Raw genomic sequence first — 23,098 nt, 5'->3', positions numbered from 1 at the left:
CCTTTGCCCTTCTCGTGTGCATCGGTCGGGGCCTGGTGGCACCCGCCCCACACGTTCCCCGAGGTTAAGGGCAGGATCAGTCCGGAAAGCGCCGTGCTGGGCCAAGACCGGGGAAAGCCGTGCAAAGACGTTGTAAGAATGGGGTATGGCCTCGATGACCGACGACACCACGCCGTTCGCTGACCCCGAGGGGTTCGAACACGCGGCGGACCTGCTCGCCTCCGCGCGACGCATCACCGTCCTGACCGGCGCCGGAGTGTCCACCGACTCCGGCATCCCGGACTTCCGCGGTCCCCAGGGGCTGTGGACCACCGATCCGGACGCCGAGGCGATGTCGGACATCGACAGCTACATGGGCGACGTGGACGTACGCCGTCGTACCTGGTTGGCCCGCCGCTCCCACCAGGTGTGGAAGGCCGAACCCAACGCGGCCCACCTCGCCCTGGCCGACCTGGCCGCCGCCGGTCGCCTCCACGCGCTGGTCACCCAGAACATCGACGGCCTGCACCAGCGCGCCGGAGTGCCGGAGGACGAGGTCATCGAGGTCCACGGGACGATGCTCCGGGTCATGTGCATGACCTGCGGGCTGCGCACCCCCAGTCCGGAGGTGCTCGGCCGCCTGGACGAGGAGTCCGACCCCCGGTGTCCGGTGTGCGGCGGCATCCAGAAGACGGACACCATCTCCTTCGGCCAGCGCCTGGACCCCGAGGTCATCGAACGCGCCGCCCAGGCGGCCCGCGAGTGCGAGGTGTTCGTGGCGATCGGTACCTCGCTCACGGTCCACCCGGTGGCCGGGCTGTGTGACGTCGCCATGATGGGGCGGGCCGCGCTGGTGGTGGTCAACGCCGAACCCACCCCGTACGACGACTACGCCAGCGCGGTCCTGCACGACCCCATCGGTGACGTCCTTCCGTCCCTGGTCAGGCGGGCCCTGGCGGTCTAGGGGGCGGGTTCCCCCGCTCCGAGTACGCCCCGTCGAGCAGCGGTTTGACGTCCATGACGCTGTTCTCCGAGCCCTGGAGGTGGGCGTCCGGACCGAAGGTCTCGTCGGACGGCCCGGACCCGCCGTCAAGAGTCCCGAGCACACGCCGCAGCTGCTCGACGAGCGACGGCGGCAGGTCCGGGGCGAGTTGGTCGAGGACTGCTCGGGTCTCACCGTCGCGGGGGTGGACGCGCCCGAGGTCGATCGTCCTCCACAGGCCGACCGCCAGCTCGTCTCGCAGACCGAGCCGGTAGTCCTCGCCCGCCAGCGGACTCCTGAGGTCCTCGACCGCCTGCCTGAGGGCCGACAGTGTGGACGCGCTCATCGAGGGATCCGTCAGAACCCTTCGGTAGGCGTCCAGTCTGCGCTGGGGCAGCTCCGTGACCGGGGACAGCCGCAGCAGGAGGAGCTCGTGGGCGAGTGACCACAGGTCGTCGGAGCGCGTGTCGCCCGTCCACGCCCCCAGGTGGGATACGTGCTGTTCGATGAAGGGGAAGAGGTCGATGGTCAGTCTGGCGGCGGTGCCGTTGATGCGCAGCGCGATGGAACGCAGCAGCTGACCGGCGGGACCAGTGTGTGACACCAGGTGCGAGTGGTGGTCGATCGCCGGGGTGTGGCCCCGCGTGGAGCGGGTGAGTTCCGGCAGGTCGAACCTGATGCTCTCACCGACGTCCACGGGGGATCCGCTCTCCAACTCCACGCAGGAGCGCCCGTCCCGGTGGTGCCGCATCCTCAACGTGTCCAGGACGGTGAACCAGTCGGCCGAGGGCAGGGCACGCCACAGAGCCGCCGCCGAACGCCACTGGTGCAGGGCGGGAGCCTCCCCGTCGTGGTCGGGGAAGAGCTCACGGACGTCCACCGGCCCCTCCCGCGCGAGCAGGAGCAGGGACAGCAGGTTCACCGTGTAGTACGCCTGCCTGACGGTCAGCGGTAGGCGTCGGGGCTGGTAGGCGGAGTGCAGGTGATCAGCGGACGGGTAGGGAGCCCGTCGGAAGAGTTCGACGAGCAGCTCACCGTAGTGTGCGCGGCGTTCCTCGCTCCCGGAGACGTCCTCCGTGATCAGCTCCCTGAGGAAGTCGGTGGTCCGTTCCCGGTCCGCGTAGCAGGCGAAGGACGACGTCGCGTACAGGAGGCCGTCACCGGGCGGCTCGCTCCAGGGATCGTCCTCCCGATTGCGCGCGTGGTGGTCGACCAGGGTTCTGAGAGTCCTGGAGACCAGACGGGCCACCAGGTACTCCCCGAACGTGCCGTGCAGGAACTCGTACGCGCTGAGCGGGGTCTGGTCCCGCCCGCTGACTCTGGCCTGGGACACGTGCACGAAGAAGAAGCGGCCCAGCAACAGGTCGGCGGCCCGGACGGGGAAGCCGGAGTGGGACTCCTGTTGGGGGCCGTCCAGCCTGAGCGTCCTGAGGTCGTCGCCCACCTCCTCGGAGCCCACCGTCTGCCTCTGGCGGGTGAACATCGCCAGCGCCGTGGCCTCCAGACGGCGCAGCTCGCCCTGGACCTCCCGCCTCAGGTCCCTCTCACTGAGCGCGTCACGGTGTTTGCGCACCTGGCGCCGGACGAAGGTGGTCAACAACCGTTCGTACAGCTGCCCGAGGGACATCGACCTCGGTGACCGCCGCAGGTCGTTGTCCTGCGCGTCGTAGACCAGCAGTAGCAACAGCAGCAGGGGCTGCTGGCTCAGCTCCGGATAGTGCATCAGGCGGTCCAGGTCCAACGGGCGCAGCCCGGGGGAGCGGAACCGTTCCCGGTTCGCCCGGTTCCAGGCCTCCAGTACCCGTCCGATCCGCTCCCGGCCGAACGGTTCGAGCCGGATCACCGTGCTGCGTTCGGGAAACCGGACCCGGCTGGCACTGAGCGTGCGGCTGGTGACGATCACCGCCACGGGCTGTCCCATGACCTCCTGGTGGGTCTGGAAGTCCCGGATCTGTTCCAGGTAGTTGTGCCGCTCCACACCGGCGGCCTGGAGGAGTTCGTCGAACCCGTCCAGGATGACCACTGGCAGGGCTCCCTGGGCCTCGGCCAGCAGCTTCGTCCAGCTGACCCGTTGGAGGAGGTCGAGTTCGAGCCCCTCCTCGATCTGGGTGTGGACGGCCGCGTCCGCGCTGACCGAGCGCAGCTCCACACGGATCGCCAGGAAGTCCTCCTCCGGCAGCCGCGCGGCCAACACCTCGGTGAGCTTGGACTTGCCCGCGCCAGGTTCGCCCAGCAGCACGGTCGGGTACCGCGTCGTGTCCGGGTGTGTGAGGCGGACGGCCAGGAACTGTTGCAGATCCGGGAGGAGCTCGCGTGTCTTCCACCATTCCCTGACCGAGGGGGTGTCGCCCTGGGCCACCCGGGCCACCCGTGCGCTCGGCGGCACGTAGCAGTCGCTCAGGGCGGGGATGACCATCCCGGAGGGCAGGTCCTCCGGGAGCACGTCGTCCACGGGGAGTACCGGCCTGCGCAGCAGTGCCTGGTACTTGCGGGAGAGGCGGATCCGCAGATCGCCCACCGACCTGCCCGAGGAAATCCGGGACAGCCGCTCGTGCAGCTCGGCGAAGGCGTCGCCCACCTGCCTGACCTCGTGCCGCGTCCTCTGGTGCTCACGCAGGTTCGCCCACATGCCGAACTCGGGGGCCTCGGCGCACAGCTTCAGGTAGTGGGCCCGATAGGCCGCGAGCGCCCGCCGCGGAAGGCTCTCGCACAGCGCCGCCTCCAACCTGCCGCCCCGCCCGGTGTCGACTCCGGCCCGTTCGGTGGCCTCCAGTCCCCTGGTCAACTGGTGCAGTCCGAGCGCGCTGTTCGCGAAGACCCGCTCCGCCCGTTCGAAGAGATCCTCCCGCCCCCACAGGAAGTCCTCAGCCGGGGCGTGGACCTCCTCCGACCTCAGGGCGCGCTCCAGGATCAGGGCCTGTTCCTCCGGGCTCACCTCCAGCTCGGTGGCGCGCAGGCGCAGTCCGGCGTCGGCCAGGCACGCGTCCAGGGGTTCGAAGAAGGAGACGATCAGCAGGATCCGGTGAGCCGCCTCGATCCGCTGCGTCCGGGAGTACCTGTCGGTGCCCCGGAGTTTGGCGCCCAGGTCGGCCAGGGCCCTGTGACCCTGGCCGACCACGAACGACCGCAGCCCGAACAGGCCGGGTACCCCGACCGCGTCCAGTCCCTCCTCGGTCATCTTCTCCGCGAGGTTCCACAAGGTGCTGTCGTTCCCGCTGAGCTCTTTCAGGGCGCTGGCGTAGGTGACCGGCTTAGCCATCGAGGGGGTGGCCTCTCCATGTCCGCTGGGGGAGGAAGCGTGACTCGGACATCACGCTACGTGTGATGGGAGGGGCGCGGAAGGGGTTCAGCCCACCTGTGGACGACTCCGCGCCACCCCGGGACTCCGGCCACCGGGCCGAGGCTCCGGGGACCCCGGTCCGTGTCCGGTTCAGGGGCCGGCCGAGCCCCCGGGCACGGTCGGGTGGGTCTCGCCCGTGGCGGCCTGCGCGACGGGTACGGAGGCCGTGGCGCCCTGTCCGAGCACGGGTCCGTCCGCCTGGCTGCCGAGCAGCAACAGCAGTTCCCGCCTGAGCCGTTGGAAGGAGTCCCACACCTCCGGGGGAGTGGTCTCGCTCCGACGCATCGCGCGGAGTGCCTCCTGCACCATTCGGGACAGCGCGAGATGGGGGTCCGCGCCCAGCCGGTCCGGCCAGGACCGCAGGTCCTCCACGGCCTGCCTCAGAACGGTGAGCACCACCTGGTCCGGTGCGCCGCGGAAGATGAGACGGGAGTAGCTGTTCAGGCGGTCGGTGACCATGGCCTCCGGGATCTGGTCGATCGGTTCCAGGCGCAGCCGCAGGACCTCGTGGGTCTCGACCCAGGACTTGTGGTCTCCGCTGGTGTACCAGGTGCCCAGGTCGTCGGAGACGTAGCGCAGGTACGGAGTCAGCAGCAGGGCCATGCGAGAGGCCGTCCCGTTGGCGCGCATTGCCGTGGACCGGAGCAGTCGGGAGACCACCGTCGAGTACGGCACCTCCACCTCGTAGGGGTTGAGGGTCGCGGGGTCGCCCGGGGAGTCAGCGCGGAGCTCGAAGCCGACGCACTCACCGACGTTCACGGGTTCACCGCGGTCGCGGCTGAGCGCGCTGAAGGGCTGTTCACCCCTCCAGTACCCCAGGTGGCGCATCCGCATGAAGTCGATGATCCCGAACCACTGGGTGGCGGACAGGGCGCGCCAGAGGGAGACCGTCCGCCGCCAGGCGTGCCAGGGGTCGTCCGTGTCCGGATAGAGGCTCTCCAGGGGCACCGGCTCCTCGCTGACCAGGATCAGGAGGGTGATCAGGTTCGCGGTGTAGCGGGCCTCCCGCGAAGTGACGGGTATCCGCAGGGGTTCGTACCCGGAGAACGAGCGGTTGGCCGCGGGGAAGGGCGCCTCCCGGAAGAGCTCCAGGACCAGGTCCCGGAACTCCTCCCGCAGGTCGGGTTCCTCCTCCAGCCGCCGGGCCAGCAGCTCGTCCAGGAAGGTCACCACCCGGTCGCGACCCGCGTACGCCGCGAAGGAGGCCAGGGCGTACAGCTCGCCGTCGTCCAGCTGCAGGGCCCGGCTCCGGCGGCGGGACACCCGGGCGCGGTCCTCGACCAGTTCCGTCAGGGCCGCGACCACCATGCGGGCCACCAGGTACTCGCCGAAGGTGGCGTGCAGGAACTCGAAGGCGCTGCTGGTGCCGTCCGTGGTCCTGGACCGCGCCTCGTGGACGAAGAAGAACCGTCCCAGCACCTGGTGGGCGGGGGCGATCTGGCCGTGCAGGTCGGCGTCGCCGGGATTCTCCGCCGCCTCGGGCATGAGGACGGCCAGGTCCGCGTCCAGCTCCTCCGCGCGCACGCTCTGGCGCCCCCGGGCGAACATCGCCATCGCGGCCACCTCCAGCCGCCGCAGCTCGTCCTCGATCGCCCGGTCGAGGTCACGCCCGCCCAGGTGGGGCCGGTGCTTGTCGACCTCGCGCCGGGCGAACATGGTGAGCAGCCGCTCGTACAGCTCACCGTGGGAGAGGCTGTCCGAGGCGTTGAGCAGGGCGTTGCCGTGGGCGTCGTAGATGAGCAGCATGATCAGGAGCAGGGGCTGCTCGGCCAGGTCGCGGTAGCGGAGCACCGCCTCCGGGGTGAGCGGCCTCAGCTTCGTGGACCCGAAAACGCGCGTGTTGGCGCGGGTCCACACGCCGAGCATCTGCTCGATCTGGGTGTCGTCGAAGGCCTCCAGACGGATGACCGTGGTCAGCGGGGGGAACCGGGTCCGGTCCGCCACCAGGGTCCGGCTGGTCACGATCACGACCACCGGCTGCCCCAGCGCCTCCTGGCGCTGCTGGAACTCCTGGACCCGTTCCAGGTAGTCGGAGCGGTCCACTCCCGTCGCCTGGAGGAGTTCGTCGAAGCCGTCCAGGATGACGACCGGCAGCGCGCCGTCGGCGTCGTCGGCCAGTTCCCGCCAGGACACGCTGGTGTGCAGGTCGGCCCGCAGCCCCTCCTCGATCTGGACGTGCAGGGGCGCGTTGGGGCTGACGGCGCGCAGCTCCACGCGGATGGGGAGGAAGTCCTCCGGCGGCAGCTGGGCGGCGAGCATCTCGGTGAACTTGGACTTGCCGGCGCCGGGGTGGCCGAGGATCACCGTGGGGTACTCGGTGGCCCTGGGGTGCGTGATCAGGGAGGCGACGATCGTCTGGAGGTCGTCCTGGACGGGAAACTCCCGCCACCATTCGTCACTGGCCGCGTTGTGGGTCTCGCGTGCCATGGTGACCCGTCCGCGCGGTGGGATGTAGGCCGTGCGGAGCGAGGGGAGCACGAGCCCGGCCGGGGCGTCGTCGGAGCGCAGGACCGGCCGGTTGAGCACCGCCTGGTAGGAGGCGGTGAGCTCCTGCCTCCTCCGGGTGACCGGACGCGAGGAGCTGATGCGGGCCAGTTGTTCGTGCAGGTCGGACAGGCCGGTGCCGATCTCCTGCCGGGTCCGTTCGTGCTCGCTCGTGTGCAGCCACATGCCGAACTCGGGGACCTCCGCGCCCAACCGTCGGATGTTCTCGTCCAGGCGTCCGGGTACCACCTGGGCCATGGTGGTCTTGAACTTCCTCACCAGGAGGTGGTCCTCGGTGATCCCGTGCCGTTCGGCCACCGCGAGGCCGCAGGCGAAGTCAGCGACGCAGGCGGCCGCGCCCTGAGCGAACTCGACTGTCACCGTGCCGCGCGCTCTCCGGTGGCCCGAGTGCGTGATCGGGAACGACGGCCGTGGACCGGGGAGTTCCAGCAGCCGTGCCCCCAACAACGCGAACTGTTCGTCCGAGGTGATCTCCAGATCGTCCAGCCCGAAGGGCATCCCGACCCGTGTGAACACCTCGTCGGCGGCCTCGAAGACGGACGTGACCACCAGGATCTGGTGGGCGGCCTGGATCTTCTCGGACCGGGACAGGCGGCTCTCGTTCCGGAGCCTGCCGCCCAGGCCCTCCAGCAGCTGGCGGCCCTTGCTCACCAGGGCGCCGCGCATCCCGAACAGGTCGGGGACACCCACCAGGCCCAGGCCGCCGTCGGCCACCTTCTCCGCGAGGTCCAGGGCCTCCGAGTCGCCACTGCCGAGGATCTTGAGCGCGTCACTGTAGGTGAGCCGTCTGGCCATCGGTCGGGTGCCTCTTCCACGTCCGGGGGTGTCTGGGCGGGAACGCGATCGGACCCGACACCGGGGGTGGCGTCGAGTCCGCACGTCAGAAGGGTTTCGCGAGTATGGGGTTGTGCGTTGCCCGGGCGTCCGCGGGGGAGCGGACGCTCACGGGCGGTGAGACGCCCTAGGGCAGCTGCCAGTTCACCGGATCGGCGCCCTGTTCCCGGAGCAGCTCGTTGGTCCTGCTGAACGGCCTGGAACCGAAGAAGCCGTTGCGGGCCGAGAGCGGGCTCGGGTGCGCGGACTCCACGCACGGGACGCCCGGCATCATCGGTCGGAGGTTGCGGGCGTCGCGGCCCCACAGGATCGACACGAGCGGCTTGCCGCGCTCGGCCAGGGCGCGGATGGCCTGCTCGGTGACGGCCTCCCAGCCCTTGCCCCGATGCGATCCGGCGTTGCCCGGGGCCACCGTCAGGACCCTGTTGAGCAGCAGGACGCCCTGCTCCGTCCACGGCGTGAGGTCACCGTTGGAGGGCATCGGAGTGCCCAGGTCCTCGCCCATCTCCTTGTAGATGTTGCGCAGGCTCGCGGGAAGACGGACCTCCGGCGCCACCGAGAAGCTCAGCCCGACGGCGTTCCCGGGGGTGGGGTAGGGGTCCTGCCCCACGATCAGCACGCGCACGTCGTCGAAGGGCTGTTGGAACGCACGTAGGACGTGGTCCCCGGCGGGCAGGTAGGTGCGGCCCCCGGCGACCTCCTGGCGGAGGAAGTCGCCCATAGCGGCGATCTGCGGGGCGACGGGCTCCAGCGCCTTCGCCCAACCGCTGTCCATGATCTCGTGCAGGTCCTTGTTCGACATGGCCAGAACACTAGCGGCAGCCACGGACATCCAGACCCGTTTCGATCCCCGTGGCCGTCACACCCGCGTCACGGCTCCTGGCGCGCGCGGGTCAGGCGCGGACGCGCTCCCGCCATCGGTCCAGGTGGGAGCGGACGGCCCGGGTCCGGGAGGACTCCTCGCCGTGCAGTCGGGCGTGGTGGACCACCAGGGCCTCGTAGCGGCGGACAGCCTCCGCCGCGCGGCCGGAGTGCCCCAGGTAGGCGGCCTGGTAGTGGCGGGCGCGCAGGGTCAGGGAGTCGTCCTCACCGCGCGTTCGGGCCAGGTCCGGGACCAGCGCGGACAGCTCCCGCACCGCGCCCTCCGGATCCCCGGACTCACCGAGCTCGAAGGCGAGGTGCAACCGTGTGGTCTGCACCCGCTCCGCGTCCGCTCCGTGCGCCGACACCAGGTCCGGGACCAGACCGGCGTGGGTCCGGGCGGCCAGGGCGTGGTCACCGGCGCGGCCCGCGTTGGTGGCCAGGTAGTAGCGGGCCGCGAGGGTCTCGGGGTGGCGGGCCCCGTACGTCCGGAGCAGGTCGGGGAGGAGAGCTCGGAACCCGCGCACCGCGCGCGCGTGGTCCCCGCCCTTGCCCGTCGCGTAGGCCTCCCGGCGCCGGGCACGCAGGGTGTCGGGGTGGTCGGGGCCGAGTACGGCGCCCAGAGCGGGCAGCAGACCGCGCAGGTCCTCGGCGGCCGTTCCGAACTCGCCCGCCTCCGCCCGCGCGCGGGCGGCCTCCACCAGCTCGCGCAGGCGGGCGGGGGAGAGGTCCGGCCCGGGCGGCACCGCGGCCTCCGTGTACACGAGAGTCGGCGTCGCAGGGGTGGGTGCGGACCGGCGCGGCGGCGGAAGGAAGGCCGACAACCGTTCCCCGACCTCCTCCGCGTTCGCGGGCCGCTCCTCGGGACGCTTCGCCAACATCGCCGTGACCAGCTGGGACAGTCCCACGGGGACCTCCGGGCGCAGCGTCGCCACCGAGCGCGGAGGATCGGTGAGGTGCATCCGCAGCACCGTCAGCGGGTTGGGGTCGTGGAACGGCGGGCGCCCCGTCAGCAGCTGGAACAGGATGGCTCCCAGCGAGTACAGGTCGCTCGGCCGGTCGACGCGCACCTGCTCCGGCGACATGTAGAGGGGTGTCCCCACGACCTGGCCGGTCCGGGTGATGCGGTCGCTGCGGGTCGCCTCGGTGAACGCCGCGATCCCGAAGTCCAGCACCTTCAGGGTGCCGTTCCCGGTGCCCCGCTCGACCACCATCAGGTTGCCGGGCTTGACGTCGCGGTGCACGATCCCGGCGGCGTGCGCCGCGCCCAGCCCGGACGCCGCCTGGGAGACCAGGTCGACGGCGCGCCCCAGTGGCGCGGGCCCGCCCTCCCGGAGCACGGCGGTCAGGGATCGCCCGGTGACCAGTTCCATCACCGCGAACACCGAGCCCGTGTCGGCGTCCTGTCCGAAGTCGTACAGGATGACCACGTTGGGGTGGCCCGCCAGACGCGCGGTGAGCCGGGCCTCGCGGCGGAACCGCGCCACGGCCTCGGACGAGTCCGCCCTCCCGGGCCGGATCAGCTTGACCGCGACCGGGCGGTCCAGCAGTTCGTCGACGGCCCGCCATACCTCGCCCATCCCGCCCTCGCCCAGGAGGGAGAGGAGCCGGTACCGCCCGCTCAGGACCCTGTCCTCCGCCACCGGCTCCCTCACCTTCGGACTGTGTTCGACGGTCGCCCCAACGGCCGTCGGCCCCGGTCTCGGGGCGGTACGGGGCATGGGGGTACAGCCGTTGAGGCTACTGTGTTGCCTGTGCCGACGGCACCCTGAACCCCTGATCCCCCTGTGTGGAAAGAGTGTCAGAGCCGTGAGCCTGAATCTCTACGTCGGTCCGGACGCGCAGCCGGACAAGTACCGTCTGGTCCGTCTCGTGGGACGCGGTGGCGAGGCCACGCTCTACCTGGCGGAGGTGAGCCTGGCCGGGCAGACCGAACCCGTCGTGGTGAAGGTCCTCAACTCCGACGTCACCTCCAACGACGAGCAGTTCGCCGAACTCAGCGCCAAGTGGGGCGAGCAGGCCGAACTCCTCCGCTTCATCAACCGGCTCGGGGTCGTGGGGGTCCGGGAGCACTTCGAGGGCGCCCCCGAGCACCCCGCCGACGGGGCGGCCGGGAACGGCGACGAGCGCGCCCTCTACCTGGTCATGAACTACGTCGAGGGACTGGACCTGCGCGACTGGCGGGCGGAGAACGTGGTGGAGGGGCCCCGCGGTCGGCGCGAGGTACTGCGGTGCCTGGAGCAGATCGCCCAGGTGCTGGACGTCCTCCACTCGGGTCGCGCCACCCCGTCGAAGCGCGTGGTGGTGCACGGCGACCTCTCGCCCGGCAACATCATGATCAGCGTCGAGGGTCAGGCCACCCTGGTGGACTTCGGGCTGAGCCGGATCGCCGCCCGGCACATGACCGCGCGCCCCTGGTTCACCCCCGGGTACGCGGCCCCGGAGATCTTCAACGGCGAGTACTCGCCCGCGACGGACCGGTACGCCTTCGGCGCGATCGCGTACTTCGCCCTGACCGGCGAGGACCCGCCGCCCGCACCGGAGCAGCTGCGCGAGAGGCTCGGCGCGCTCCCGGTGCTGGCCGAGGCGGGAGAGGCGCGGCGCGAGTTCGTCCTGCGCATGTTCTCGGTCGAGCCCTCCGAACGCCCCGAGGCTTCGGAGTGGGTGCGCGCCCTGCGCTCCCTGGCGACCTCCTCGGTGCCCTGGACCGCCCCGGCCTCCGAACCCGCGGGCTTCGGAGATCCGGGAGACGCCCTCGGCACGGCCAGCCCGGTGAGTCCGGACTCCGGGGACGGGGTGACCGGAGGCTCGGCCCCGCCGGAGGGCGCGCGCTTCGCGGGTCCGCCACCGGTCAGCACCCCCGCCGACGGTACGACCGGCGGTGACACCGGCACGGCGCCCGGCACCGACGGCCCCCCACAGGAGCCCAGGCGTCCCGTCGGCGGTATGCGGGGCGTTCCCACGGCCCAGCCCCCGGCCGCGCGGATCCCGTCCCAGCCCGGCGCCCCGCAGGGCGACCCCCCGACTGCGGCCGCCCCGTCCGGAGGGAGCGTCCCCGGTCCCCGCCGTCCCCCGGTCGGACCGCCGCCCCCGAACCCCGCCGGGCCGCCCCGGCCACGCGGTGCGATGGACGGCGGCACCGCCCCGTACGGCGTCGCGGCGCACGGCGGACCGATGACGAACCACCCGGGCCAGGCGCCCGGTCCGCACCCCAGCGGTCCGTTGTACGGCGGACCGCGGGCGACCGGCGCCTTCGCGGCCCCGCCCCGGCCGCCCGCCTCCGAGAAGCCGAAGCGCGGGTCCCGCAGGCCCGTGGTGGTGGGGTTGGCGATCCTCGCGGTCGTGTTCACGACCCTCGGCGCCGGAGGTACCTACGTGGTCATGGACCGGGTCGTCCCGCTGTTCTCCGAATCGAACGGCACCAACCTCGCGGAGGTGGCCTTCGAACCCTCGGACGACCCCGAACCCTCCGAGCCCGTCACCGACGACGTCCCCGTGGACGCCGACAAGGAGACCGGCGTCCCCGAACCCTCCGGGACCCCGTCCCCGGACGCGGACGGTCCCTACTCCCTCTCCCAGCTGAACTGGGTGGACTCGGAGGACGCCTGGGAGTGGGGGCGCGCCGAGATGGACGGCGAGGTCCACAACAACGCGTTGGTCACCGAGGCGGGTTGCAGCGTCTGCGACCACTGGGTCGAGTACAACCTCAGCCGGTCCTGGGGGACGTTCGACGCCACGGTCGGACTGGACGACAACTCCAGGTCGGGGAAGAACATGACCTTCACGGTCTACGCGGACGGTGAGCGGGTGGCCACCGAGACGGTGACCCTGGGTGAGACCGTCGACATCGAGGCCGATGTCAGCGGAGCCCTGCGTCTGCGTCTCGAGGTGGAGTCCGACGACACGGACCTGGTCGCGGTGTGGGCCGCTCCCACGCTGGTCGGGGACTGACCCGGCGCCCCGGGTACCGGTCGCCGGACACACCCGGTGGGAGTGTTCTCCCACGGACGCGATGGTTCTTGTGCTGCCGGATCGTTCGGCCCGCTCCTCGGACGGCCCCGCCCCGTCACGAGAACAGGCCGACCAGCAAGGACGTGAGAGCGAACAGGACCGTGACGAGCAGGACCACACGCAGGACCGCCGCCGAGACGCTCAGGGCGCGGTCGACCGCACGGAAGCGGTGGTTCAGGGTCCGGATCCGGTCCCGCTCCTCTTCCAGGTGTCGCTCCAGGTCCTCCCGCTGCTTCCCGGCGAGCCGTTCCGCCTCGTCGTAGGACCTCCGCAACTCGTCCAGGTGTTCCCTGGCCTGCTCAGGACCGACGGCGGCCCTGAGCTGTTCAGGGTGATCGCTGCTGGGCATGTACCCGTAGATGCGGCTCTCGCAGTTCCGGACCGCCACCAGGCGCTTCCGGAAGGATTCACGGTCGATCTCCAGGCCCCGTTCCTTCCGCTCCCGAACGAGTCCGGTGACGACCAGGTCGTCGGTCGCGTGCACGGACCTCCTGCGGGCGTCGCCGTGAACCCAGCTCAGTGCCAGGAGGGCCGGTACGGAAAGCGCGATCAGAAGTGTGCTCCAGATGGCGTCGGACACGGCTAGTAACCCATTCCCATTTCCTGGCTTCTCTGTCGCGGAACCGATGTCTGAGCCCGCGAAGCCAGCTCGACGAGTCGTTCACCCGGCGATGTGACCACGGATCCCCGAGCGCCTTCGTCAGTGTGCTTCGGGGGGACCGTGCCCTCCCGGGGGGCTGTCTCCTGGGGCGAGACCGGATGCGTCGGTGTTCCCTGCCTCCGGGGAGCCGGGTCGTCCTGTGCCGAACCCTGCGGCTCCTTCCCGGCTCGCTCGGGTCGGTAGGCTTCGATGATCTCGGCGAGTGCCTCCTGGTACAGCTCCTCCGGAGACCTGCTCTTCTGGAGAAGCTCCTGCGGAGTGCTGGTGGTGATGTCCTCCAGTTCGCTCCTCCTTTCGTTGACGACGGTCGTCATCCTTTCGATGGCGGACCTGACGTTGTGTGACTTCGCGATGTACGCGTTGTCCTGTTCGATGGCCAGGCGTGCCATCCGCTCCTGGGACTCGGTCAGCCCCGAGAGGTCGACGATCTCGAAGGTCCCGTCGGACCGACTCCGGACGTTTCCGGCCTCGACGAGTTTCGCGTAGTTCTCCGTGATCCTCGCCAGCTGGAAATCGATCCTTTTCCTGGACTCCTCCAAGGCCTCGGGAAGAGGCTCCGCCCGGTCGGCGAGCCTTTCCGCGCGGTTCTTCTTCTCCTGGGTGAGGGAGTTCCTGATCTCCTCGATCTCGATGAGGAGCTCGGTCGTTTCGTCGAGGGATCTCTCAGCTCTTCTCTTTTCCGCGGATCGGTGTTCTCCGTCCTCCCTCATACGCTGTCGGATCTTCTCCTGGATGACCGTGCGGATCGCGGCGGTGGCCAGCGCGACCATGACCCCCACGATGGCTGTCGGCAGAGCGACGACGGCGGGCTCCTCTGTTCGGTGGTCGGCGTGCGCGATGGGTCCGTACTAGTGGGACGAGCCGCTGTCGAGGTGCGGGGCCGCGGCGGCCTCGGAGCTCTCCCTGACCTGCAGGAGGTTCTTGGTGACGTAGTCCGTGCCGAGGCGATCTCCTTCTCTCGCCACTTCCCGGACCGCGCTCTCGAGCGCCCCGACTCTTCCTCCGAGGAATCCCTCCGCGCCGGCGACCTCACCACGGGTTCTCTGGATTCCGTCCAGGTCCCGTTCGAGGCGGTTCATGTAGTCCATGTCGGGAACGAGGACGGCGGACCCGGCTCTCGCTCTGTGGAGTGTGTGGGCGAAGGTCAGCGCCGCAGATGCCGCCAGGATCAGCAATAGGATGACCGAAGGGGTCGGCACGTCATCTTTCCCATTCTCGCGTCGGTTCGATACCGGTGGGCTTCGGCTTCGTCCGGGGGAGGGTGTTCCCGGGCCTCCTGTGGCCCTTGCCCGCTGGTGTGGCCGGTTCCGTCCCGGGTGATTCCTGTTGTCCTGCCTCGGACTGGCGTCCTCGTGCCTCTGCGGCGACGTCGAAGATCTCCTGGACCGCCTGCGAGTTCGAGGCGAGCCTGGATTCGGAGAACTTCTCGATCCGTTTCGCCAGGGTCTCCATGTCGTCGAGTTCCGCCTTCCTGTTGCCGAAGCTCTGGTCCTCCTCCTTCCTGAGGGCCCTGAGCTTGAAGGCGACGTGACTCAGTTTGTCCTTGATGCTCTTCCTGGGGCCGTCGAGAGCCAGTCTCCGGGTCTCCAGTTGTCTCTGCTTGTCCTTCTCGGACTCCTTTCCTAGAAGACTGGCCGTGATGGTGGCCGCCGCCGTGACGGCGACGGCGGATACGCGCGCTGCGGTGAGCCAATTCTGTGCCACGGGTGCCTTCTCATGCTGTGCGGTGAGCGGCTTCGTTCCGAAGGCCGGACTTCTGGCTGGGGGAGGGGACACCAACAGGTTTTTTACCAGGGTTTCGCAGCGGGAGGCGACACCCTGTATGGCCGCTTTCGGTCATCCGCTTGACGCACGGGAACGCCCCCGCGCTCGGGCGCGGGGGCGGGGGCGTTCCGGGGTGGTGCCTAGTCGGCGCGCCAGCCGCCCTGGCGGTCCGCGAGGTTGAGCGCCGTGGTCACCAGGGGCACGTGGCTGAAGGCCTGCGGGAAGTTCCCCACCTGGCGGCCGCCCCTCGGGTCCCACTCCTCAGCGAGCAGGCCAACGTCGTTGCGCAGGGACAGTAGCCGCTCGAACAGTTCCCGGGCCTCGTTCTGGCGGCCGATGGACAGCAGGGCGTTGGCCATCCAGAAGCTGCACGCCAGGAAGGCGCCCTCGTCGCCGGGGAGCTGGTCGGCGGAGTTCTCCAGGTCGGTGCGGTAGCGGAGCACGAACCCGTCCACCATCAGGTCCTCGCGGATCGCCTCGATGGTGCCGACCACACGGGGGTCGTCGTAGGGGAGGAAGCCGACCTCGGGGATGAGCAGCAGGGCCGCGTCCAGCTCCTTGCTGCCGTAGTACTGGGTGAAGGTGTTGCGCTGGGGGTCGTAGCCGTACTCGCACACCTCCGCGTGGATGGTGTCGCGCAGCGCCCGCCACCGTTCGATGGGCCCCTCGGTGCCGAACTCCTCGATGCTGCGCACGGCCCGGTCGGCCGCCACCCAGGCCATCACCTTCGAGTGGACGAAGTGCTGCCGGGGGCCGCGCACCTCCCACAGGCCCTCGTCGGGCTCGTCCCAGCACCACTCCAGGTAGTTGACCAGGGAGCGCTGGAGACCCCACAGGTGCTCACCGCCCTGGATACCCGAGCGTCGGGCCAGGTGCAGCACGTCCATGACCTCGCCGTACACGTCCAGCTGGTACTGGCCCACGGCGGCGTTGCCGATCCGGACCGGGCTGGAGGACTCGTATCCCGGAAGCCACTCGGCCTCCCACTCGGTGAGGCGGCGTTCGCCCCGGATGCCGTACATGATCTGCATCAGTTGAGGTTCACCCGCGACGGCACGGGCCAGCCACTCGCGCCAGGCCATGGCCTCGTCCGTGTACCCCGAGCGGATCAGCGCCTCCAGGGTGATGGTGGCGTCGCGCAGCCAGCAGTACCGGTAGTCCCAGTTGCGGACCCCGCCGATCTCCTCGGGGAGGGAGGTGGTGGGCGCGGCCACGATCCCGCCGGTGGGGCGGTAGGTCAGGCCCTTCAGCGTGATGAGGGAGCGCACCACGGCCTCGCGGTAGGGGCCGTCGTAGGTGCACTGGTCCACCCACTTCTCCCAGAAGCGCTCGGTGCGGGAGAGGGCCTTCTCCGCGTCCAGGTGGTCGGACTCCTCCACCTGGGAGGGGTGCCAGGTCATCACGAACGGCACGCGCTGCCCGGCCGTGACGTCGAAGGTGGTGTCGTGGGTGAAGTTGTGGCCCTTGAGGGCCACGGGGGCGCTGAGCCAGATCGCGTCCGGACCGGCGATGGCGACCAGCTCGGTTCCGGCACGGTGCATCCACGGGACGACGTGCCCGTAGTCGAAACGGATGCGCATGGTGGTGCTCATGCGCACGGTACCGCTCAGCCCCTCCACGATCCGCACGATGTGCGGGGCGCCGCCCCGGGGCGGCATGAAGTCGATGACCCGGACGGACCCGGTGTCGGTGTCCCACTCCTGTTCCAGGATGAGGGTCTCGCCCCGGTAGTGCCTCCGTTCCGCCTTCTCCGACCCGTCGGCCGGACGCAGGGTCCAGTGCCCGTTCTGTTCGTCGCCCAGGATCGCGGAGAAGCAGGCCGAGGAGTCGAAGTCGGGAAGGCACGCCCAGTCGATGGACCCGTCCCGCCCGACCAGCGCGGCGGTCTGCATGTCGCCGATCATTGCGTAGTCTTCAATCCAGCCGGGCACGCGGCTCACCCCCAACACGTCGTCTTCGTCTGTGCGGTGGCGCGAGCCGCCCCGTCGCCACGGGGAGTGTCGCGTCCGCGCGCGCACGCCCGTGTGCGCCCCCTCGTCGGGGACCCGTCGCCCGACCCTCCTGGCCGGGGCGCCGTTCCGGTCATGTCTCCCCCCGGACCGCCCGCAGCTGCCTCGTACCCGGTTATGTGCCCAGGCGCGGGCAGGCGAAAAGGCCGGATGTGGAAAGGACCCGTCCCGCACCGGTCACCGCGGTCCCCATCTTCCATGCTCCACGGGGGCCTGGCTACGGGTGGATGCACGTGCATCCGGGCGTGCGGGAAGTATGTCGCGGTATGGGTGGCTTCCGCCGGGGAGAAGTTATGACGCGGTGATCAACGGGAGGTGACGGGTCGGCTAACGGCCCGACAGAGTGGGGCTTTCCGGCGTTTCCTCCGGCATCCGCAGCATCGGGAGGAACACCTGGGCCAGGGGGCCGATCGTCACCATGAACACCACGGTCCCCACGCCGACGGTTCCACCGAGCAGGAACCCGGACAGCGCCACGGTCACCTCGATGAGGGTGCGGGCCCGCCGGATCGACAACCCGCGCGCGGCCAGTCCCGTCATCAGGCCGTCACGGGGCCCGGGTCCCAGTCCCACGCCGATGTAGAGACCGGTGGCGACCGCGCACACCAGGACCCCGGACGCAAGGAGGAGGATCCTGACGGCCAGTGCCTCGGGCACGGGCAGCAGCCAGAGGGACAGGTCCACGGACGCGCCGACCACCACCACGTTGCTCAGGGTGCCGAGTCCCGCCCTCTGGCGCAGCGGGATCCACAGCAGGATCAGGAGGGCGCCGACGATGACGCTCCAGGTGCCGATCGACAGGCCGGTCTGGAGCGCCAGCCCCTGGTGCAGCACGTCCCAGGGCATGGCGCCGAGGTCGGAGCGGATGAGCAGGGCGCCGCTCAATCCGTACATGGAGAGGCCGAGGTAGAGCTGGGTGAGGCGGCGCAGTCGCGGGCGCGGCAGGACCGGGGTGATCAGAACGCGTCGGACCAGGGCCGACACGGGGCTCAGGGGTCGTTCGGGCAAGGCCGACCTCCACTTTCACGCGTACCGGTGAAGAGATACATGGGGTGGTTGGATGACCGTCCGCAGAGGGGGCCACATCGGTATCGTGGCCCAGGTGGTGCTCGGATTGAAGAGCCAATCCTGGCAACTGGCCCGATTTCTCCCCCGGTGAGGTGAATCCCATGGCGAGGCAGCGCACCGACCACCCCGGAACCGGTGGCGGCACACGGCGGATCAACGGTCGGCTGCTCGCCCGGCTGATCGGTGAGGCCCCGGTCGAACGCCCCTTCTACCTCGCGATCGCCCGTGCCGTGAGCGGGCTGGTCCTGGACGGACGGGTCCCCACGCACACCCGGCTGCCCGCCGAGCGCGACCTCGCCTCCGCGCTGGGGGTCAGTCGCAACACCGTCACCGCCGCCTACTCCTGGCTCCGGGACAACAGCTTCCTCGACAGCCGACAGGGCGCGGGCAGCTGGACCGTCCTGCCGGACTCGGGAACCCGGGGTCCGGCGCCCTTCGTCCCCGCCGCCGAACAGATCGACCTCGGCGTGGCCGCGCCCCCGGCGGTCGACGGACTGCGCGCCGCCTCCTTCCACGCCTCCGAACAGCTCGCGGCCCACGTGGGCGGGATCGGCTACTACCCCTACGGCCTCCCCGAGCTGCGGCACGCCATCGCCCGGCGGTACGTGGAGCGCGGGCTGCCGACCACGCCCGAGCAGATCTTCGTCACCAGCGGCGCCCAGCAGGGCGTCACCCTGGCGATGGAACTGCTGGTCAACGAGGGGGACGAGGTCCTGCTGGAATCGCCCACCTACCCGCACGGCCTGGACGCGGCCCGCCGCAACGGCGCCCGCGTCCGCACCACCGGGGTGACCCCGCAGGGCTGGGACATGGAGTACCTGGTGGACGCCTTCCGCCAGCGCCGACCGTCGGTGGCGTACATGATCCCGGACTTCCACAACCCGACCGGCGCGCTCATGGACGACGACGAACGCCGGGTCCTGGTCCGGGAGGCCCGCCGCGCGGGCAGCCACCTGATCATCGACGAGTCCGGGGCGGAGCTGGCCATCGACTCCGGCGACCTGCCCGCCCCGGTGGCCGCGTACGACACCGACGGGCGCGTGCTGACGGTGGGTTCGGTGGCGAAGCTGTTCTGGGGCGGGCTGCGGGTGGGCTGGGTGCGCGCGACCCCGCCCATGGTCACCCGGATCATGGCGATCCGTCAGCGCGTGGACCTGGCCGGGTCGGTGCACGACCAGCTCACCGCGACCCACCTGCTGTCCGACGTGCTGCGTATCCGGGCCGAGCGCAGCCGCCAGCTGCGCCGCAACCGGGACGCGCTGCTGTCCGCGCTGCGGGAGCGCCTGCCGGACTGGCGGCCCAGCGTGCCCGGCGGCGGTCTGGTGCTGTGGGCCGCGATGCCCCAGCCGGTCGCGACGGCGCTGTCGGAGGCCGCGATCCGGCACGGCGTCCACCCGGCGGCCGGGCCGGTGTTCGGCGTGGACGGCACCCTGGAGCGGTACCTGCGCCTGGCCTACACCCGACCGCCGGACGTGCTGGTGGACGCGGTGGAGCGGCTGGCGGCGGCCTACGCCGAGACCCTCGCCCACCCCTCGCAGCCACGCGGCCAGTTGTACGTCTGAGTTCCCGGACCGGACACCGGGGCTCGCGCCGTCCGGTCAGACGGCGAAGCGCCGCGCGAAGCGGACCACCTCGTCGATGACCTCGTCGCGGTTGGTCTCGTTGAACACCTCGTGCCGGGCGCCGGGGAACACGCGCACCGTGACGTCCTCTCCCGCCACCGCCTCGATGCCCACCCTGGTGTCGGAGAGCGGCACCAGCCGGTCCTCGTGGCCGTGCACCCACAGCAGGGGGAGCGAGCCGAGGCTGCCCGCGTCGTTGCCCCGCCTCAACTCGGTGAGCAGGGCGTTCACGGTGGCGCGTTTGAACGGGCCGTGCCAGACCAGTTCGTCGGCCACGTAGGCCGCGCCGACGGCGGGGTCGCGCGAGAGCGTGGCCGGGTCGATGGGGGCGTCCGGGATCACCTCGGCGGCGGCCATCTCCTCCAGGGCGGTCCAGCGTCCCAGGACCGGGCCGGTCAGCGCCAGGGCCTGCACCGCCCCCGGGTTCACCTGGGCGTAGCGGGTGGCGATCAGGCCGCCCATGGAGTGGCCGACCATCACGAGGGGGAGGCTGCGGTAGGCGGTACGGGCCTGGGTGACGACGCGGTGGACGTCCTCGACCACACCCGCGTAGTCCTCGATCAGCGCTCTCTCCCCGGAGGAGCCGCCGTGGCCCCGGTGGTCGGCCCCGTAGACCACCGCTCCGGCGGCGCACAGGTCCCTGGCGACCTGGTCGTAGCGGCCGAGGTGTTCGCCGTAGCCGTGCACGAGCACGGCGAGCCAGGTCGGTTCGCCCTCGGTCGGGGCCCAGGCCCGTGCCGCCAGCTTCCCGGAACCGTCGGGTCCTCCGGCCAGCCCCCACTCACGTGTGCTGATCACCGTGTCCTGCCTCCTCGTTGCCGCGGCCGTCTGCGACGATCGGGTGGTCGCCGCCCGGAGTGGTCACCCTAGAACATCCCGCGGGCGGTGCCGGGGCCCGCGGCGGGGGCCGTGGTCGCGGCGCGCGTTTGGGGTATCGGTCGGAGACGGCGGTGTGATCTCGTGCGAGTTGACGAAATATGCCAAATGGTGCGATCGCGACGACTTGCCGTGAAACTGGATCTTCTACGCTTAAGAGCGGGTATCCCTCTCCTGGGTGTACCCCCGTGCTTTTCCCGACAGCCAATCCGGACTGGAGAGGAGGATGACGCTCGTGCTGGCTGACTCCTATGGCCGCGTGGCGACGGACCTGCGTGTGTCGCTCACCGATCGGTGCAACCTCAGGTGTACCTACTGCATGCCGCCGGAGGGACTGGAGTGGCTTCCCAAACCCGAGCTGCTCACGGACGACGAACTCCTCCGCCTGATCCGTATCGGCGTCACCCGCCTCGGGATCGACGAGGTCCGCTTCACCGGCGGTGAACCCCTGCTGCGACGCGGCCTGGTGAACATCGTCGCGGGCACCACCGCCCTCGACCCCCGCCCGCAGACCGCGCTGACCACCAACGGGATCGGGCTCGCCCGGACCGCGCCCGCCCTGGCCGAGGCCGGGCTGGACCGGGTCAACGTCTCCCTCGACACCCTCGACCCCGTCGTCTTCGAGAAACTGGCCCGGCGCCGCCGCCTGCCCGACGTCCTGGACGGGATGGCCGCCGCCGCGAGCGCCGGACTCACCCCGGTCAAGGTGAACGCCGTGCTCATGCGCGACGCCAACGACCACGAGGCCGCCGACCTTCTCCGCTTCTGCGTGGAGCACGGCTACGAGCTGCGCTTCATCGAACAGATGCCCCTGGACGCCCAGCACGGCTGGCGCCGGGACACCATGATCACCGCCGACGAGATCCTGGCGCGGCTGGAGACCGAGTTCGACCTCGACCCGGCCGACGCCGACACCCGGGGCAGCGCCCCCGCAGAGCTCTTCCGCCTGCGCGGCCAGAGCTTCCCCAACGGCGAACCGGCCACGGTCGGCGTGATCGGTTCGGTCACCCGCCCGTTCTGCGGTGCCTGCGACCGGGTCCGGCTCACCGCCGACGGGCAGATCCGCAACTGCCTCTTCGCCCGCGAGGAGTCCGACCTGCGCACACCGTTGCGCGAGGGCGCCACCGACGACGAGATCGCCGACCGCTGGCGTGCCGCCGTCGCCTCCAAGCTGCCCGGCCACGGCATCAACGACCCGAGCTTCCTCCAGCCCGCCCGACCGATGTCCGCCATCGGCGGCTGATCCGAACCGGCCACCGAGGGGACCTACCGGGATAAACCGGTTGCCGTCCTCCCGCCGCTCTGGCTTGATGTTCCGGGGCACCGACACCGCAGAACGGCGGTGCCCCGGGGCGGGAACGAGAGAACGGGAGGTGCCCCATGCCCTACACCGAAGTCCCCGGCGACCTGGTACCGATCCGCATGTGGGCCGACCCCGCGCAGGTCGAGTCCGCCGCCATGGACCAGCTCCGCAACGTGACGCGCATGCCCTGGACGCACGGCCTGGCCGTCATGCCCGACGTCCACTACGGCAAGGGCGCCACGGTCGGTTCCGTGATCGCGATGCGCGACGCCGTCAGCCCGGCGGCCGTGGGCGTCGACATCGGCTGCGGCATGACCGCCGTGCGCACCGGCCTGACCGCCGAGCGCCTTCCCGACGACCTCGGGGCCCTGCGCTCGGCCCTGGAGGCCGCCATCCCGGTCGGCTTCCACGCCCACGACGAACCCGTCGACCCCGCGCGGGTCCCCGGGCTCGGCGGTTCCGGGTGGGACCGCTTCTGGGACGGTTTCGACGGGCTCGCCTCCGCCGTGCACCCCCGGAACGAACGCGCCCGGCGCCAGATGGGAACCCTCGGCGGCGGCAACCACTTCCTGGAGGTGTGCCTCGACGACGACGGCGCCGTCTGGATGGTCCTGCACTCGGGCTCGCGCAACATCGGCAAGGAACTGGCCGACCACCACATCACCCAGGCGCAGGCCCTTCCGCACAACCAGGACCTGCCCGACCGCGACCTCTCCGTGTTCGTGACCGGAACCCCCGAGATGGACGCCTACCGGCGCGACCTGTTCTGGGCGCAGGACTACGCCCGCCGCAACCGGGACGTCATGATGGCCCTGGCCTGCCAGGTCCTGGCCGAACGTGTCCCCGGCACCACGTTCGAGCAGCGGATCTCCTGCCACCACAACTACGTGGCGGAGGAGACCTACGACGGCGTGGACGTACTTGTCACCCGGAAGGGGGCTATTCGTGCTGGTTCGGGTGAGTTTGGTGTGATTCCAGGCAGCATGGCCACCGGGACGTACATCGTGAAGGGCCTCGGCAACCCCGCCTCCTTCAACTCCGCCTCGCACGGCGCCGGACGCCGCATGAGCCGGAACAAGGCCCGCAAGACCTTCACCCGGGCCGACCTCGTCGAGCAGACCCAGGGCGTGGAGTGCCGCAAGGACCTCGGCGTCGTGGACGAGATCCCCGCCGCCTACAAGGACCTGGAGTCGGTGATCGAGGCCCAGACCGACCTGGTCGAGGTGGTCGCCCACCTGCGCCAGGTGGTGTGCGTCAAGGGGTGAGCCCCCGCCCTCCCGGCG

The 23,098-nt window shown here is 70.8% G+C and carries 16 protein-coding genes; 5 read left to right on the top strand and 11 right to left on the bottom strand.

Annotation, left to right across the window (positions count from 1 at the left end):
- Positions 1-145 precede the first annotated feature (145 nt).
- Entirely contained in the window at positions 146-943 is a 798-nt protein-coding gene (locus AC0VYL_RS17475; protein WP_475454120.1) for an SIR2 family NAD-dependent protein deacylase, read from the top strand.
- On the opposite strand, the gene AC0VYL_RS17470 is transcribed toward AC0VYL_RS17475, so the two are convergent.
- The 4 genes from AC0VYL_RS17470 to AC0VYL_RS17455 form a co-directional block, all read right to left on the bottom strand.
- Positions 921-4,220 carry an NACHT domain-containing protein gene (locus AC0VYL_RS17470; RefSeq protein WP_475480867.1) on the bottom strand — a complete coding sequence of 1,100 codons (3,300 nt, stop codon included), beginning with the start codon at positions 4,218-4,220 and terminating at the stop codon, positions 921-923. The genes AC0VYL_RS17475 and AC0VYL_RS17470 overlap by 23 nt on opposite strands.
- 171 nt (positions 4,221-4,391) lie before the next feature.
- Positions 4,392-7,601, bottom strand: a complete 3,210-nt coding sequence (locus AC0VYL_RS17465) for an NACHT domain-containing protein (RefSeq protein ID WP_475480866.1) — start codon at positions 7,599-7,601, stop codon at positions 4,392-4,394.
- A gap of 166 nt (positions 7,602-7,767) precedes the next feature.
- Positions 7,768-8,442 (bottom strand): uracil-DNA glycosylase, encoded by a 675-nt coding sequence (locus AC0VYL_RS17460; protein WP_475454114.1) that lies wholly within the window; start codon positions 8,440-8,442, stop codon positions 7,768-7,770.
- Positions 8,443-8,533: 91 nt separating this feature from the next.
- Positions 8,534-10,156: a serine/threonine-protein kinase gene (locus tag AC0VYL_RS17455; protein ID WP_475480865.1), complete on the bottom strand. Its 1,623-nt coding sequence runs from the start codon at positions 10,154-10,156 to the stop codon at positions 8,534-8,536.
- Between the two features lie 154 nt (positions 10,157-10,310).
- Here AC0VYL_RS17455 and AC0VYL_RS17450 point away from each other — a divergent pair, with 154 nt between their 5' ends.
- Positions 10,311-12,452 carry a protein kinase domain-containing protein gene (locus AC0VYL_RS17450; protein WP_475480864.1) on the top strand — a complete coding sequence of 714 codons (2,142 nt, stop codon included), beginning with the start codon at positions 10,311-10,313 and terminating at the stop codon, positions 12,450-12,452.
- Positions 12,453-12,567: 115 nt separating this feature from the next.
- On the opposite strand, the gene AC0VYL_RS17445 is transcribed toward AC0VYL_RS17450, so the two are convergent.
- From AC0VYL_RS17445 to yczE, 6 genes are all read right to left on the bottom strand, one after another.
- Positions 12,568-13,092 carry a hypothetical protein gene (locus tag AC0VYL_RS17445; RefSeq protein ID WP_475480863.1) on the bottom strand — a complete coding sequence of 175 codons (525 nt, stop codon included), beginning with the start codon at positions 13,090-13,092 and terminating at the stop codon, positions 12,568-12,570.
- A 2-nt stretch (positions 13,093-13,094) separates the two neighbouring features.
- Positions 13,095-13,943: a hypothetical protein gene (locus AC0VYL_RS17440; protein ID WP_475480862.1), complete on the bottom strand. Its 849-nt coding sequence runs from the start codon at positions 13,941-13,943 to the stop codon at positions 13,095-13,097.
- A 78-nt stretch (positions 13,944-14,021) separates the two neighbouring features.
- A complete protein-coding gene (locus AC0VYL_RS17435; protein WP_475480861.1) occupies positions 14,022-14,261 on the bottom strand; it encodes a hypothetical protein in 240 nt (79 codons plus the stop codon).
- A gap of 112 nt (positions 14,262-14,373) precedes the next feature.
- A complete protein-coding gene (locus tag AC0VYL_RS17430) occupies positions 14,374-14,877 on the bottom strand; it encodes a hypothetical protein (RefSeq protein ID WP_475480860.1) in 504 nt (167 codons plus the stop codon).
- Positions 14,878-15,077: 200 nt separating this feature from the next.
- Positions 15,078-16,883 (bottom strand): glycoside hydrolase family 15 protein, encoded by a 1,806-nt coding sequence (locus AC0VYL_RS17425; protein ID WP_475463121.1) that lies wholly within the window; start codon positions 16,881-16,883, stop codon positions 15,078-15,080.
- Positions 16,884-17,273: 390 nt separating this feature from the next.
- Complete coding sequence (gene yczE / locus AC0VYL_RS17420) at positions 17,274-17,954, bottom strand: membrane protein YczE (protein ID WP_475480859.1); 681 nt, start codon at positions 17,952-17,954, stop codon at positions 17,274-17,276.
- Positions 17,955-18,115: 161 nt separating this feature from the next.
- On the opposite strand from yczE, the gene yczR reads away from it, so the two are divergent.
- Positions 18,116-19,576 carry a MocR-like transcription factor YczR gene (gene yczR / locus AC0VYL_RS17415; RefSeq protein ID WP_475480858.1) on the top strand — a complete coding sequence of 487 codons (1,461 nt, stop codon included), beginning with the start codon at positions 18,116-18,118 and terminating at the stop codon, positions 19,574-19,576.
- 36 nt (positions 19,577-19,612) lie between these two features.
- On the opposite strand, the gene AC0VYL_RS17410 is transcribed toward yczR, so the two are convergent.
- Positions 19,613-20,434, bottom strand: a complete 822-nt coding sequence (locus AC0VYL_RS17410; RefSeq protein WP_475480857.1) for a lysophospholipase — start codon at positions 20,432-20,434, stop codon at positions 19,613-19,615.
- 313 nt (positions 20,435-20,747) lie between these two features.
- Here AC0VYL_RS17410 and moaA point away from each other — a divergent pair, with 313 nt between their 5' ends.
- The gene (moaA, locus tag AC0VYL_RS17405; RefSeq protein ID WP_475463119.1) at positions 20,748-21,755 is read left to right on the top strand and encodes a GTP 3',8-cyclase MoaA; all 1,008 of its coding nucleotides are present in this window, start codon (positions 20,748-20,750) and stop codon (positions 21,753-21,755) included.
- Between the two features lie 137 nt (positions 21,756-21,892).
- On the top strand, positions 21,893-23,080 hold the full coding sequence (locus tag AC0VYL_RS17400) for an RtcB family protein (RefSeq protein WP_475454094.1): 1,188 nt from the start codon (positions 21,893-21,895) through the stop codon (positions 23,078-23,080).
- Positions 23,081-23,098 lie beyond the last annotated feature (18 nt).

The organism is Nocardiopsis sp. iso_238 (assembly GCF_056173325.1).
The sequence above is the reverse complement of the archived record's forward strand: the minus strand, read 5'-3'. Positions and strand labels throughout refer to the sequence as shown.

What these genes read in the sequence shown, in the direction of transcription:
- AC0VYL_RS17400 (WP_475454094.1), top strand. Translation starts at nt 21,893, where the DNA reads ATGCCCTACACCGAAGTCCCCGGCGACCTGGTACCGATCCGCATGTGG.
- AC0VYL_RS17475 (WP_475454120.1), top strand. Translation starts at nt 146, where the DNA reads ATGGCCTCGATGACCGACGACACCACGCCGTTCGCTGACCCCGAGGGG.
- AC0VYL_RS17460 (WP_475454114.1), bottom strand. Translation starts at nt 8,442, where the DNA reads ATGTCGAACAAGGACCTGCACGAGATCATGGACAGCGGTTGGGCGAAG.
- AC0VYL_RS17465 (WP_475480866.1), bottom strand. Translation starts at nt 7,601, where the DNA reads ATGGCCAGACGGCTCACCTACAGTGACGCGCTCAAGATCCTCGGCAGT.
- AC0VYL_RS17435 (WP_475480861.1), bottom strand. Translation starts at nt 14,261, where the DNA reads ATGGACTACATGAACCGCCTCGAACGGGACCTGGACGGAATCCAGAGA.
- AC0VYL_RS17440 (WP_475480862.1), bottom strand. Translation starts at nt 13,943, where the DNA reads ATGGTCGCGCTGGCCACCGCCGCGATCCGCACGGTCATCCAGGAGAAG.
- yczR (WP_475480858.1), top strand. Translation starts at nt 18,116, where the DNA reads ATGGCGAGGCAGCGCACCGACCACCCCGGAACCGGTGGCGGCACACGG.
- AC0VYL_RS17470 (WP_475480867.1), bottom strand. Translation starts at nt 4,220, where the DNA reads ATGGCTAAGCCGGTCACCTACGCCAGCGCCCTGAAAGAGCTCAGCGGG.